The sequence below is a fragment of the Botrimarina mediterranea genome, assembly GCF_007753265.1.
GTDB classification, from domain to species: domain Bacteria; phylum Planctomycetota; class Planctomycetia; order Pirellulales; family Lacipirellulaceae; genus Botrimarina; species Botrimarina mediterranea.
Genome location: NZ_CP036349.1, coordinates 963,363 through 976,684, shown reverse-complemented (window position 1 = coordinate 976,684; position 13,322 = coordinate 963,363). Strand labels below are relative to the sequence as shown.

Below are 13,322 nucleotides of genomic sequence, written 5' to 3'. Positions count from 1 at the left end.
CACTAAGGTAGCATGCCTTTGCCAGTCCAGCCAATTGCGGCCACGAGACAGGCTCGCTAGTTCGGTAGCAGGAGCGTGTCGAAGCTGTCCGTGAGCGGAGGCGTCGCCTCTAGATCAACAATCGTCATCCCCGCCCCGCGATAGTCGCCCAGCGCCGCCAAGGCCGCGGGGGCTTCGGCGAGGGGGATTGTCCGGTCCACCAGCCGCAGCGGGTCGATCTTGCCCTTTGACACGAGGTCGAAGAGCGGCGCGTACAGATGGGCCTGTAGGCCGTGGCTGCCGACGATCTCGAGTTCCCAGCCGAGCACACGCCCCATCGCAACGCGGGGGTCGGCGTCATCCCCCACGAGCAACCCCACCTGCACATGGCGTCCGCGGCGGCGGAGGCACGCCAGCGAGTTGGCGAACGTCGCCCGGCTGCCGAGCGCATCAAGCGACGAGTCGGCGCCGCCATGCGTCAGATCGACAATCGCCGCCGCCACGTCGGGCGTTCTCGACGCATCGATCGTCGCCACCGCGCCGAACTCTTTGGCGAGCTCCAAGGGCTCGGGACGAATATCAACGGCGATTGGCCGAGCGCCGAGCGCCGCGGCCGTCATCACGGCCGACAAGCCAACGCCGCCGCACCCGTGCACCGCAACCCAGTCGCCCGGCTTCGGCGCCGCCTGGATCGCGACGGCACGGTACGCCGTCGCCAATCGGCAACCGAGGCTCGCCGCAACAATGCTCGTCATCCCCTCGGGCAGCGCCAGCAGGTTCTCGTCGGCGTAGCGCACCATCACGAGCTCGGCGTACGACCCCCAGCCGGAGAAACCGGGCTGAAACTGCTGCGGACAAACGTGCTGATCGCCCCGCGCGCAGGTATCGCACTTGCCGCAGCCGCCGACGAACGGCACGGTGACGCGCTCGCCGCCACGCCACTTGCGGACGTCCTTGCCGACCTCAACGACGACGCCCGCCAGCTCATGCCCCGGCACGTGCGGCAACGTGCGGATATCCGGATCATGCCCGCGCCACCCGTGCCAGTCGCTGCGACAAAGCCCGGTAGCCTCAACGCGTATCACCACGCCGTCATCCGCCGGCGCCGGATCAGCAACCGTCGCCAACTCGGGCATCGCCCCAAAAGCATGATAAAGAACGGCTTGCATCGTAGGCGTGTTGCCTGAGGGGTTAGGAACTGAGGAGCTGAGGGGCTGAGGGAAAGGCCTGGGTCCCCCGTCCCTTAGCCCCTAACCCCTTCCTTCACTCCCCCTGCTGCTCACGCATCACGTCATTCAAGACGTCTTCACTCACAAAGATCGGCAGCGGCGGGTCGCAGGTCATTGCTACGGCGATCGCGTCGCTCGGGCGGGCGTCGATCTCCAAGAGTTCGCCTTCTTGCCGCACGCGCAAACGCGCGTAGTAGACGTGGTCGCGTAGCTCGGTGATCACGACGTCCTGCAGATCACCGCCGAGCTCCTCGATCACCGCCACGAGCAGGTCGTGCGTCAACGGTCGCGTCGTCTCGACATGGCGGACGTGGCGGTCGATGCTGCTGGCCTCGAAGTAGCCGATCAAGATCGGGAAGGTCCGCGGCCCATCGACTTCCTTGAGGTAGACGACCTGCTGGTCGTTGATCTCCGAGATGATGATCCGCGACAGCTCCATAGCGACCGGCATGACGCAATTCCTTACGGCGACGGCGTGGGGACGGGGGCGACTCAATTCAAAGTATAGCCACGGAATGTCGTTCGTGCTTCCAGACGGGGAACGAGGAATGACCAGTGACCAAGTCCCCATGACAATGACGAGAGGGCGAGGGGCTGAGGGGCTGAGGGGCTGAGGGAAAGACAAAAGGCCGCTTGCGCGTCCCCTCGTCCCCCGTCCCTCAGCCCCTAACCCCTTCTTCATTGGACATCGGCATTCCCTATCTTTCCAGCAGCAGCGTCAGCCCCGTGATGACCACCGCGCCGACGAGGTTCAGCGCCAGCCCTTCGCGGGCCATGTCCCGGGTCTCGACGCCGGCGCCGTAGACCGCCGCGTTCGGGGGGGTCGCCACGGGAAGCATGAACGCGAAACTCGCGCTCACCGCTGCCGGGAACATCAGCAGCTTCGGCTCGATGCCTGTCGATTGTGACATCGCGGCCAAGAGCGGCATTAGCATCGCCGTCGTGGCCGTGTTGCTGGTGATCTCCGTGAGGAACGTCACCATCAGGCAAATGGCGGCCACCAGCAGCGGCGTCGGTAACGCCGCCAGGACGTTGAGCGACTCGCCAACGGCGCCGCTGAGCCCCGACGCCGTGAACGCCTTCGCTAGCACGAGCCCACCGCTGAAGAGTAGCAGCATGCCCCAGGGCAGCTTCGAAGCGGCCGCCCAGTCGAGCAGCTTCGGCGCCGGCTGATCTCCCTCGAGCGTAGGTTCGCCCGAGGGTATCAAGAACAGCGCGATCGCCGCCAACAGACCGACGCACGCATCGTTCGCGCCTTCGAGCCCCAACAAGCCGCTCCAGCCGCCCAGCGGCTCTTGCCTGGTGATCCACAGCACCGCGGTAACCGCAAAGACGGCAAGCGTCCGACGCTCCGCGGCTCGCCAGGGGCCGGGGTCGGGCAAGTCGTTCGCCAGCGGCCGCCCCTGCCCCCGCGACAGCCAGAACGCCGCGATTGGCATCATGACCGCAGCGATCGGCAGGCCGAACGACATCCACTGTGTGAAGGTGAGGTGATCTCCGGTGGTGTCGCTGTAAACCTGCATCGCGATCAGGTTCGGCGGCGAACCGATCGGCGTAGCGACGCCGCCGATGCTCGCGCCATACGCGATGCTCAGCAGCAACGCGTTGCGAACACGCCGGTCGGTGACGCCCTCCAACGCCGCGATCGCGATCGGCAGAAGCATCAACGTCGTCGCCGAGTTAGAAACCCCCATGCTGACGACCCCCGCGGCGAGCATGAAGCCCATCACCATCCGCCTGCCGCTGATGACGGGCGCCGGTGCGTCGGCTGTTGGTCGCGCCCACAACGCCTTTGGCCCCAGTGCGCAGAGCCGGATCATGCCGATCGCTAGGCGCCGGTGCGCGCCGCTACGCTCCATCGCCATCGAGAGGATGAAGCCGCCTAGGAACAGCAGCACCATCGGATCGCCGTACGCTTCGCCCACTTCCTTCGCCGAGAGGACGCCAACCGTCGGCAGCACCGCAATCGGCACGAGCGATGTCACGGGGATCGGGATCGGCTGAGACACCCACCAGACCGCGCACAACAGGGCAACCCCGGCGGTCCAAGCCGCCTCCGCCGGCAGGCCCTGCGACTTCACGAAAACGCCCATCGCCGCAGCGGCGAGCGGGCCGAACCAGAGAGTCCAGTTACGCATCAGGGTCTCAGACGAGGGAGGAGCCAATCCGCCGCTATCGTAGCCACATGCCCGCTGAGAATCACACACCCTCCCGACCGTAATCCGCCACACGTTGACGGCGTTCATCGGGCGCATTTGTTTGGCGGATCGCGACCGAGCCGCTACGCTCTTGAAGCCTCTTCACCTAATCGGGAGCGACGAACCGATGCAGAAGCTCATCCCACTGGCTTTGGCGACCCTCGCCGCGGCGATGGCTCACGCTCACGACTGGCCTCAGTTCCGCGGTCCCGCGGCCGACGGCGTCGCGGAAGGAGTCGGCGCGCCAGCCTCCTGGAGCGAGGCCGAGAACGTCGCTTGGCGGGTCGAGATTCCCGGTGAAGGATGGTCCTCCCCGATCGTTGTCGGCAATAAGGTGTTGCTCACCACCGCCGTCCCGGTCGAAGGGTCGCGGGCGTACCGCTTCGAGGTCCATTGCTACGCCCTCGACAGCGGCGATCTCGTCTGGTCGCAGGTCGCCCACGAAGGCGAGCCCCGCGAGCCCCGGCACCGCGACAACACCTTCGCCAGCGAGACCGCCGTCGCCGATGGCGAGCGAGTCTACGCCTATTTCGGCATGAACGTCGTCGCGTGTTACACGCTCGATGGCGAACCCGTCTGGCGGAAGGACCTCGGCGCGTACCCGATGGACAACGACTGGGGGACCTCCAGCGGCCCAGTCGTCACGGAGGGCAAGGTCTTCATTCAGATCGACAACGAAACGGATTCTCATCTCGTGGCTCTCAACACCAGCGATGGCGAGCAAGCGTGGCGCGTCGAGCGGGCCGACGAGGTCTCCAACTGGAGCACGCCCATCGTCTGGCAAAACTCGCAACGGACCGAGCTCGTCGTCGGCGGGCGCACGGTTCGGTCTTACGACCCGGGATCGGGCGACGTCCTGTGGTCCCTCAACGCCGGCGGCCGGAGCTGCTCCGGGAACACGGCGACGGGCGACGTGCTGTACGTTGGCAATGAGGACCGCAGCTCGAGAGGCGGCGCCCCCAGCGGCTTGTACGCCGTGAAGGCCGGCGCGTCGGGCGTGATCGATCCGACCGAGCCGAACGACAGTCTGTTGTGGGCCAACCAGCGCGGCGCGGCGGGCATCGCGTCGCCCCTGGTTTACGATGGCCTGATCTACGTCCCCGAACGCCGCGGCGGCATGATGCGCGTTCACGACGCGGCCACCGGGCAGCAGCTCACACGCAAACGCCTGGCGGGCTCCGGAGTTGTCTGGGCGTCGCCCCTGGCGGTCGATGGCCGCGTCCTCGTCATGGACGAGAGTGGCAAAACCATCGTCCTCAACCCCGGCCCCGATCTTGAAGTGATTGGCGTAAACCAACTCGAGGGCGGCCGCTTCTGGAGCACTCCCGCGGTAACCGACGGGACACTCCTCATCCGCAGCGCGTCACGTCTCTATTGCCTTCGTTCGACCGGGGCGATCTAGGAATGAGCCGTCGGCGCTAGCCGCGGGTGGTACGACCACACGCGCGCCAATGGCTACCCGCGGCTAGCGCCGACGGCTCACGGGTTGTCGCTCACGGGGCCGCCGGAGCTTCGGAATCGGGCGGTGGCGACAGCGTGATCAGCAACCGGTCGATGCGCGGCCCGTCCATATCGACGATCTCGATCGTCACATCCCCGCAGACAGCTTGATCGCCGACACTCGGCACGGATTCCAGGACCGCCATCACCAAGCCGCTAACGGTGTTGACGCTGCTGACCTCGGCCCCGAGAGAGGTCTTCTCGGGCAGTTGCTCAAGCAACTCGTGCAAGCCGATACGACCATCGACCAGCCAACTGTGGTCGTTGCGCTGGACGACAAGTTGCTCGTCGTCGTGCCGATGCTCGTCGTGGATCTCACCGACCAGCTCTTCGAGCACATCCTCAAACGTCACCATCCCACGCGTGCCGCCGAACTCGTCGAGCACGATGGCCAACTGGGTGCGCTCTGCTTGAAACGCTACGAGCAACCGCTCTAGCGTCAAACTCTCCGGGATGAAGAGCGGCTTGCGGAGGATCTTGCGGATCTCGATGCTGCGTTTGAGGTGCATCTGCTGGAGCACGTCCTTGTTGTAGACGAAGCCCAGGATGTTGTCCGTGCTACCCTCGTACACCGGCAGCCGCGAAAATCCCGACATCGCGACCACGCCGATGATTTCATCGACGGGCGTCTCGACATCCACCGCGTCGATATCGACGCGCGGCCGCATGATGTCGCGGACCCGCCGTGTGCGGAGCTGCAAAGCTTCGAGCAGGATGTCTTCCTCGGCCAGCCGGAGGACCCCCTGCTCACGGCCTGTCTCGACGAGGTGGGCGATGTCGTCCACCGTGACGAGCGCCTCGCCGCCGTCCTTGACGCGGAACACCCGCAGCACCGCGTTGGTGACGAATCCCAACACCGCGATGAATGGCGTCGCCACGTAGCTCAACAGCAGCATCGGCAACGAGACGAACTTTGCCAGCGTCTCGGAATAGGCGAGCGCGAGCCGCTTCGGCACAAGTTCGCCGAGCACCAGCGACCCGAACGCGATCGAACCGGTAATCGTAGCCAGCGCGATCACTTGGCTATACCGGGCGGTAAACGTGCCGGGGGTCAGCGAGAGCCAGTCGGAGAACTCCCGCACCAGGTTGGCGCCGCCATAGGCCGCTGCGAGAGTGCCGACGCCGGTAATTCCGATCTGCACCGCCGAGAGAAACCGGTTGGTGTCCCCCAAGAGCGACAGCGCCGCCTTGGCCCCTGTGCTCCCCTCCTCCGACGCCTGCTCCAGCCGATTCCGCTTCGCTGTGAGGATCGCCAGCTCCGCGCCTGAGAAGAACCCGTTAAGCAGGATCAGGCAAAAGATGATGAGGATCTCGACGTAAGCTTCCACGGGGGGGTCCTGAGGGGGGCGGCTGCTGGCATCGGAGGGGTCGCACCAACGCCACAGCAGGCTATCAGACATTGCTCCCGATCACCAACAAAACCCGGCAGATGCCCCGTGAAATGCCGGCGTAAGCAGCGGGTATCGCTACTTCAGCGCAACGCGAACGGAGCCGATCTCGCCGCTGAACGCGTAGGGACGCTGCTCGTAGTAGTCGAGGGACACCGTCGATCCAAGGTCCAAGCCCACATCGAACGACTCGCTGGCCGTAAAAGCAGCCGGCACTGTGCGCTTCAGCTCGGCCCGGGCGACCTCCTTTCCATCGACGAGCAACCGCACAGTCCCCCCGTTGCCAGGGCCGGCAATCGTCGTGTCGATGGTGATCGTGTGATCACCGGCTGAAACGGGATCGCTCTGAGCTATGTACTGCTCGATCACGAGCATGTTGTAGAGGTATTTGAGCCGGCCCTCCTCCATGTAGAGCGTCAGGCCGCCGCCGGCGCCCCCCAGCGCGTACAGGACGCCGCTCGCCTTCTCGGGAACGCTTAGATCGATCGTCACCACGTTGCTCTGCCGACCCAATCCGGGAGCGGTGAATTCCGGCATCCGACGTGTCTCTGCCGTGAACAACCACTCCTTGTAGGGAGTCGAGATCCGGTCCTCCGGATGCATCCGCAACCAGTTGCCGGCGCCGATCGGAAAAGCTTGGTTGTCGGCGGCGAGGGTAAGGAACTCCTTCTTCAACTCCGCTAGTTTCTCGGGCTCCTTGTCGGCGAGGTCGTTCGCCTGCGAGAAGTCTTCGCGGAGGTTATAAAGCTCCCACTCGTCGGTCGCCGAGTCCCACTGCGCGATCCGTGGCGCCGAGGCGGCAGTATTCCACGGGACGAGCGGCCCAAAGGCGCCGGCGAACCAGCCGTCCTTGTAGACGCCGCGGCTGCCATTGTTGTCGAAGAATTGCACCGCCTTCCGGGGCTCGGCGTCGGCCGAATCGAATGTGTAAGCGAGACTCGTGCCATCGAGCTTTATTTGCTCTTGGCCGTTGACGACCGCTGGCGGCGTGATGCCGAGCACTTCGTAAATGGTTGGCGCGATATCGATCACGTGATGGAACTGCGAACGCATCGCCTTGTCGGGCCGGATCCCCTTGGGCCACGAGACGACCATCGGATTGCGCGTGCCGCCGAAGTGTGCGGCCACGAGCTTCGTCGACTTGAACGGCGTCGAGCCCGCCCAGGCCCAACCGGCATGGTACATATTGTCGGTCTTATGGCTGCCTAACGCCGCGATCCCACCAACCCTTTCCAGAGCAGCGAGTTGCTGTTCGACGGTGTTCGGAATGTTGTTCTGCGCGAGCAACTCGCTTATCGACCCCTGCTGCCCTTCGGCGCTTGAGCCGTTATCGCCCCAAATGTAAAAGACCAGCGTGTTATCTCGCAGGCCGCGAGACTCAAGGCCGTCGATCAGCCGGCCGACCTGCGTATCGGTGTGCTCGGTGAATCCCGCGAAAATCTCCATGCCGCGGCGCTGAAACGCCCGCTGTGACTCGGGGATATCGGCCCACGCCTGCATCGTCTCGTCGCGCGGCGTGAGCTTTGTGCCCGGCGGGATCACGCCCTGCGCGAGTTGCCGCTTGTGGACCCGCTCGCGGTAGGCGTCCCACCCGTCGTCAAACTTACCTCGATACTTATCTGCCCACTTCGGGAAGACGTGATGCGGACCATGGACGGCGCCGCTCGCCCAATACATCAAGAACGGCTTGTCGGGCGCAAACGACTGCTTCTGGTCGATCCATCCCAGCGCTCGATTCACCAGGTCCTCGGTAAGGTGGTACTTCGTGTCGTCCGGCGGCTCGACCGTATTGTAGTTCTCCACCAGCCGCGGCTCCCATTGCGATGTCTCGCCGGCGAGGAAGCCGTAGAAGTGCTCGAACCCATAGCCATTCGGCCAGCGATCCTTGGGTCCAATTTCCGTGGTCTCGGTCGCGGGCGTGTTGTGCCACTTACCGAACGCGGCGGTGTGGTAACCGTACTGCTTGAGCACCTCGGCGACGGTGGCGGCGGTTTTGGGGATGACACCCGTGTAGCCGTCAAAAGCGACGGCGCGTTCGGCAATGGTGCCCGAGCCGACCCGCGTGTGATTGCGCCCCGTCAACAGCGCCGCACGGGTCGGCGAGCAAATCGAAGTGGTGTGGAAGCAGTTGTACCGCAGGCCTTCGTTGGCCAGCCGCGTGAGGGTCGGCGTCTGCACCTCACCGCCAAAAGTCTCAGCCACGCCAAACCCCGCATCATCAATCAGCACGATCAGGATGTTCGGCGCGTCGGCTGGCAACCGCTGAGGCGCCGCGGGCCACTTCATCGTCGAGTCCTGCAGCCGCGGCTTGGCGATGCTGTCCATCGACGCCGCCGCGAACGGCAGCACCGTGCCGTCGTCGTGGACGGCTTCAGGATCGGGACGCTGTGTCGGCGTCGCCCAACCCAACGACGCTCCGCACAAGATCGCGCACGCCGCCAACAGGGTTTTCATGATCGAATCCGAGGCCATGCCATGCTTGAGACCCAGAGCGGGCTATAGCTCCCGTATTTTAAGGCGCCGCGCGGCCAAATCGAAATCAATTCCAAGGCTGAACCATCAGTCACCTTCCGCGACAAGCACAAGGTCGATCGTCGCCGCGTCGGTCTTGGGCAATCGAACAAACAGATCATCCCCCGCGCCGATGCGGCTCGGGACCTCGATCCCTGTACTGAGGACCTTCAGCGACCGTGCGGCCAGCTTGCCGGCGCCAGAGAGGTGCGTCCAGCCGTCTGCGTCGGGCTCGGGCGCCTTCAGGACGTGGACGTACACAACGCCCGGCTTCTTTGTGGTGACGCCCCACTCCTGAGCCGCGACGGGGCCGCCGCGCGTGCCGTAGATCGTCTCGCCGTACTGCTCGAGCCACTCGCCCATGCCGCGCAGCCGCTCGGCCGAAACGTCGTCGATCGTGCCGTCGGGCTTGGGGCCGACGTTCAGCAACAGGTTGGCGTTCATCCCCGCGGAGCGGACCAAGTACGTTACTAGCTGCTCGACGCTCTTGTGGCCCTTATCGCCGGCGTTATAGCCCCAGGCGCCGTTAATCGTGTCACAGGTCTCCAGCGGCAGGTCCCCGATCACCGCGTCGGAGCTATGGCCGCCCTTGTTCTGACCGGGCAGGTCACGCTCGAACATCTGGAAATCCTCGCCCGCAAACGGCGCGATGTGGTGGTTGTTACCCACCAAAGCGGCCGGCTGCAAGCGATGGATCAGGGCGTACGTCTGCTCTAGCCGCCAATCGATGCGAGTGTCGCGAACGGATGCGTCGCGGGTGTCCTCGAAGCGTTTTGATTGCTGGTCCCACCAGCCGTCGAACCAAATGCCCGCCACGTCGCCGTAATCGCCGCCCAAGAGCTCGGTGAGCTGGGCGTCCATGTCGTCGAGGTACTCGTCAAAGTCTCCCGATTCGGGCCGGCCCGAGTTGCGGCCGGTCTGCCCCACCGGGAAGTACTCGGGGTGATGCCAGTCGAGGTGCGAGTGGTAAAAGAACAGCTTTAGATCGTGCCGCCGGCAGGCCTCGGCGAGCTGCTTCAGCACGTCCTTCTTGTAGGGTGTGCGGTCCACGATATCCCAGTCGCTTACCTTCGAGTCCCACATCGCAAATCCGTCGTGGTGTTTCGACGTGATCGTGATGTACTGGGCGCCCGCAGCCTTGAAGAGCCGGCACCATTCATCGGCGTCGAACTCGGTCGGGTTGAACTGCTCGGCCAGCGGCTCGTAGTCGGCGACGGTGATTTTCTCGTTGTTCATCACCCACTCACCGCGCCCCAGGACGCTGTAGACGCCCCAATGGATGAAGACGCCGAACTTGGCGTCCTGGAACCATTCGCGGGCGGCGAGATTCTCCGAGGTGGGCTCGTAGGACCGGGCCGCGCCACCGGTCAGTATCAAGAAGGCGATTGACAGAGAGGCGAGTCGTGTCATAGGTCGAGTCGAAGAGTTGGTGTGTCGAAGAGAAGTCCCAACAGTTTAATGGAAAACGGCCCCCGCTGGGCGGCGATCCCGGCACGAACTACCTTCGAGAACTCCTCCTCTCCCCTAGCCGAGCCGCCCTACCATGGCGAAACAGCCGACCAACGCTCAGCGCGGCCACGCCTGCCCCCTTTTGCCAGCGGGCTGGGAAGTCCCCGCCGAGTTCCGCGAGCGCCTCGGCGACGACGTCGGCCGTCAGCGTGTCATGGCGGCCGAGGGGCATTTGCTGTTGGTGCTGCACGCCCCGCCGAAATCGGGCGAGGATTACCGCGTCGGCCGTCTCTTCTGGCGTGACCGGGACGGACGCTGGAAGCCGCAAGGTCTCACACACAACGAGCACGCCATCGGCGAATTGCTGCGTGAGTACGAAAGCCGCGTCGATGAAATCGATACCCTCGAAGACGAAGCCAACGAGTCCTCCGACTATTTCGAGATCCTCACGGAAATCGGCCCGCTGATCCGCTCCGCGAACAACCTGCTCGGCGTTCTCGAAGAAGCCCGCACCCTCGCCAAAAAGGACCGAGCCTTGATTCTGCTCCGTGACAGGGCCTACGCCCTAACCCGGCGGCTCGACCTCATCCAGCACGAAGCCCAGACAACGATCAACTATCTGATCGCCCGACGGGCCGAAGAGCAGGCCGAAGCGGTCCGACACCAGACCGCTGCCGCCTACCGACTCAACATCCTGGCGGCGTTCTTTTTCCCCGTCGCGACAATTTCTGCGATCTTCGGGATGAACCTAAGCAACGGTCTCGAAGTGATCGACGCCAGGATTGGCCCCGCAACCATGGCCCTTTTGGTAGGCGGCGGCCTGGCGATGGGCGCCGTGCTCTCGTTTATCGTGACCCGCAAGTGGTAGGACGGTTGTGTCGATCCAGACGCCTAACCGCGGCCCCGCCGCCGCGGTCGGAACAGCCGCCTTCACCCTACGAGTTAACGCATCCGCTGCTCTTCTCGCAGATTGCCGTCGCTGTCATAGCGGACCGACGCCATGTAAACCGCGACGACCACAAGGATCGGCGGCAGGGCGTAATAGAGCCAGATGCCCGAGTAGTACGCCATCGCAATCGACGCCAGCATCACGAGGGCGAAGATCCACCACGTCTGACCGAGAAACTTGCGGATGCCTTTCATCGGGCAGGTATTGATCCAATGCGGCGGCAGGCGCCGGCGTAAGCCAAAACGAAAGTCGGCAGCAGCGCCGTGGCGGTGGGTTCCGGGACAGCGGTCCCTAGCCCTGCCGCCTGCATCGCGTCTCGCCAGACGGTGTAGTCGGCGGCGTTCACCACTCCGTCCGAGTTGGCGTCGGCCGCTGCGTTCGACGAGCCAAAATTCTGCCGCCATAAGTTGTAGTCCGATTGGTTGACGATCCCATTGCCATCGAAGTCACCCGCCAGTAGAGGCGTCTCGAGGTAAGCGAGAAAGCCGTCAGAATTCTGATCCGTTCCGAAGACGCCGTCTCCGTAAATCGTCCCTGCGATCCAGATCCGCTCACCTTTCCCATCCACCACGATCCTCGAAATCCTATCGCTGATCCCGAAGTCGAACTGCTTCTCCCAAAGCCGCACGCCGGTTGGCGAGTACTTTGCGACGTACACGTCGGACGAGACCGGCGTTCGGTTCCCCATATTCCGCACTCCACCGACGTAGATATTCCCCGCGTCGTCCACGTCCAGCCCGTAAAACTCGTCGCTCCCTGGCGTGACGAGCGTCCGTTCCCAGATCCGCGTCCCGGACTCGTCATACTTAGTGAGAAACGCGTCCGGCAATCCACCGGTGGCGTAGTTCTGCGAAATGAACGTGTAGCCGGCGATGTAAACCGAACCTTGCCCGTCGGTCTCGACGGCCCGCGCGCCTTGGGGTTGGCTCGCCGAGCCATACTGGCGAGACCATTCCACCTCCCCTGGGCTACTGAGCTTGATGAGCATCGCGTCGGTCGAGGTGTTGTCCGGGCCGGCAAACGCCCCGTACGTTAGTCCCGCGACGTAGTAAGCCCCCGCGCCGTAGGCCATGTCATTCACCACGTCCCAATCGCTGGTGCCGACCTGCTCCCCCCACCGGCTCGTGACTCCATTCGTGCCGGCGCTGAGTTCGGCAAGAAATGCGTCGTTGCCCCCCGCCGCCGCGCCGAACAGCGAGCTGTAGGTGTCGCCCGCCACGGCGATCCCCGTTGGCGACTCGACCAGAGCAGCTCCATTGTCGGTCTGAGGGCCCCCGAGTTGATAGGTCCAGCGATGGCTTCCCGTCGGACGGTAAGACCGGACGTACACCTCGGCGCCCGTCGGCGCCGACATCGTCATCCGATAAGAGGCGTCTCCCACCATCGCCACGTCGCCGTACGACGTCCACACGACGTCGGTGGCGGTCGTAAGCTCAAGTCGCTCACCAAACTGGCGACCCCACTGCAGTTCACCCCTACCATCGTAGACCGCGACAAACGCGTCATGGTACTCAGGCGTGGGGAGGAACAACCCTCCCTGGGTCACGCCGACGACAGCGATCCGGCCCTCACGGTTGACCGCTAGTCCGGTGACGCGGTCATCCTCGTCCTCCGTCGCGATCACCTTTGACCACACCAAATCCGGCGGAGACGGCGCCCCGCTGGTCAATGATGCTAACGTGAGCCAAAGGAAAATCACCCGCGGAAGAAGGCGTCCAAGATCGTCGCCAACGCGGTCGGTCATCGGAGCAACCCCAAAGAAAAAACGGCCGCGGACATTCGTCCACGGCCGCATTCTAGTCGGAAATCAGGCCTACGCCATTGAGCAGCGTCGTTCGCTAAAGCGGCCGGGGCCCCGCAGAAGCGACATCCACCAGGAAGTCGTCGCGGAGGAAGTCGCGACCCAGCAGAAGCCGGTACTTCATCGACGAACGGTCGTTGAGATTGACGATCGCCAACTTCTGGATGTCACCAAACTGCAATGGCAGACGCACTTGGTAGCGATGTTCGGCTCCGTTGGCGCTTCTCACCTCGGCGTAGTTCTCGATCTTCGTTTCGACCCAGGCGAGTTCGCCCGCACCATTGTCCAGCCGGACCCGAATTTTCTTATCGATATTCT

General features: G+C 64.2%; 11 protein-coding genes (1 of these 11 only partly in view). 2 read left to right on the top strand and 9 right to left on the bottom strand.

The window, feature by feature from the left end; genetic code table 11:
• Positions 1 to 56 precede the first annotated feature (56 nt).
• The 3 genes from Spa11_RS03860 to Spa11_RS03850 form a co-directional block, all read right to left on the bottom strand.
• Positions 57 to 1,148: a zinc-dependent alcohol dehydrogenase family protein gene (locus Spa11_RS03860; protein WP_145108173.1), complete on the bottom strand. Its 1,092-nt coding sequence runs from the start codon at positions 1,146 to 1,148 to the stop codon at positions 57 to 59.
• A 94-nt stretch (positions 1,149 to 1,242) separates the two neighbouring features.
• Positions 1,243 to 1,659 (bottom strand): bifunctional nuclease family protein, encoded by a 417-nt coding sequence (locus tag Spa11_RS03855; protein ID WP_145108167.1) that lies wholly within the window; start codon positions 1,657 to 1,659, stop codon positions 1,243 to 1,245.
• 247 nt (positions 1,660 to 1,906) lie between these two features.
• Positions 1,907 to 3,346 carry an SLC13 family permease gene (locus Spa11_RS03850; RefSeq protein ID WP_145108160.1) on the bottom strand — a complete coding sequence of 480 codons (1,440 nt, stop codon included), beginning with the start codon at positions 3,344 to 3,346 and terminating at the stop codon, positions 1,907 to 1,909.
• A 187-nt stretch (positions 3,347 to 3,533) separates the two neighbouring features.
• Here Spa11_RS03850 and Spa11_RS03845 point away from each other — a divergent pair, with 187 nt between their 5' ends.
• Entirely contained in the window at positions 3,534 to 4,808 is a 1,275-nt protein-coding gene (locus Spa11_RS03845) for a PQQ-binding-like beta-propeller repeat protein (RefSeq protein ID WP_145108156.1), read from the top strand.
• A gap of 91 nt (positions 4,809 to 4,899) precedes the next feature.
• Here the strand turns inward: Spa11_RS03845 and Spa11_RS03840 are convergent, their stop codons facing one another.
• The 3 genes from Spa11_RS03840 to Spa11_RS03830 all read right to left on the bottom strand — a co-directional run bounded on the left by Spa11_RS03840 (position 4,900) and on the right by Spa11_RS03830 (position 10,215).
• Entirely contained in the window at positions 4,900 to 6,234 is a 1,335-nt protein-coding gene (locus tag Spa11_RS03840; protein WP_197529717.1) for a hemolysin family protein, read from the bottom strand.
• Between the two features lie 138 nt (positions 6,235 to 6,372).
• Complete coding sequence (locus tag Spa11_RS03835) at positions 6,373 to 8,748, bottom strand: arylsulfatase (protein WP_197529716.1); 2,376 nt, start codon at positions 8,746 to 8,748, stop codon at positions 6,373 to 6,375.
• Between the two features lie 105 nt (positions 8,749 to 8,853).
• Positions 8,854 to 10,215: an alpha-L-fucosidase gene (locus Spa11_RS03830; protein WP_145108148.1), complete on the bottom strand. Its 1,362-nt coding sequence runs from the start codon at positions 10,213 to 10,215 to the stop codon at positions 8,854 to 8,856.
• A 133-nt stretch (positions 10,216 to 10,348) separates the two neighbouring features.
• Between Spa11_RS03830 and Spa11_RS03825 the strand changes: the two genes are divergently transcribed.
• Positions 10,349 to 11,122 carry a magnesium transporter CorA family protein gene (locus Spa11_RS03825; protein ID WP_145108140.1) on the top strand — a complete coding sequence of 258 codons (774 nt, stop codon included), beginning with the start codon at positions 10,349 to 10,351 and terminating at the stop codon, positions 11,120 to 11,122.
• 74 nt (positions 11,123 to 11,196) lie between these two features.
• On the opposite strand, the gene Spa11_RS03820 is transcribed toward Spa11_RS03825, so the two are convergent.
• The 3 genes from Spa11_RS03820 to Spa11_RS03810 form a co-directional block, all read right to left on the bottom strand.
• On the bottom strand, positions 11,197 to 11,397 hold the full coding sequence (locus Spa11_RS03820; RefSeq protein ID WP_145108135.1) for a hypothetical protein: 201 nt from the start codon (positions 11,395 to 11,397) through the stop codon (positions 11,197 to 11,199).
• Complete coding sequence (locus Spa11_RS03815; protein ID WP_145108127.1) at positions 11,394 to 12,947, bottom strand: dockerin type I domain-containing protein; 1,554 nt, start codon at positions 12,945 to 12,947, stop codon at positions 11,394 to 11,396. Before Spa11_RS03815 ends, Spa11_RS03820 begins: the two co-directional genes overlap by 4 nt.
• A 94-nt stretch (positions 12,948 to 13,041) precedes the next feature.
• Positions 13,042 to 13,322 carry the 3' portion of a putative ATP-dependent zinc protease gene (locus Spa11_RS03810; RefSeq protein WP_145108119.1) on the bottom strand. Its footprint extends 253 nt past the window's final position, so 281 of the gene's 534 nt are visible here — the last part of the coding sequence; its start codon lies off the right edge, out of view — the gene reads right to left on this strand; it ends in the stop codon at positions 13,042 to 13,044.

Coding starts and splice junctions, on each gene's coding strand:
- Spa11_RS03860 (WP_145108173.1), bottom strand. CDS start 1,148: ATGCAAGCCGTTCTTTATCATGCTTTTGGGGCGATGCCCGAGTTGGCG.
- Spa11_RS03850 (WP_145108160.1), bottom strand. CDS start 3,346: ATGCGTAACTGGACTCTCTGGTTCGGCCCGCTCGCCGCTGCGGCGATG.
- Spa11_RS03825 (WP_145108140.1), top strand. CDS start 10,349: ATGGCGAAACAGCCGACCAACGCTCAGCGCGGCCACGCCTGCCCCCTT.
- Spa11_RS03815 (WP_145108127.1), bottom strand. CDS start 12,947: ATGACCGACCGCGTTGGCGACGATCTTGGACGCCTTCTTCCGCGGGTG.
- Spa11_RS03835 (WP_197529716.1), bottom strand. CDS start 8,748: ATGAAAACCCTGTTGGCGGCGTGCGCGATCTTGTGCGGAGCGTCGTTG.
- Spa11_RS03830 (WP_145108148.1), bottom strand. CDS start 10,215: ATGACACGACTCGCCTCTCTGTCAATCGCCTTCTTGATACTGACCGGT.
- Spa11_RS03855 (WP_145108167.1), bottom strand. CDS start 1,659: ATGCCGGTCGCTATGGAGCTGTCGCGGATCATCATCTCGGAGATCAAC.
- Spa11_RS03845 (WP_145108156.1), top strand. CDS start 3,534: ATGCAGAAGCTCATCCCACTGGCTTTGGCGACCCTCGCCGCGGCGATG.
- Spa11_RS03820 (WP_145108135.1), bottom strand. CDS start 11,397: ATGAAAGGCATCCGCAAGTTTCTCGGTCAGACGTGGTGGATCTTCGCC.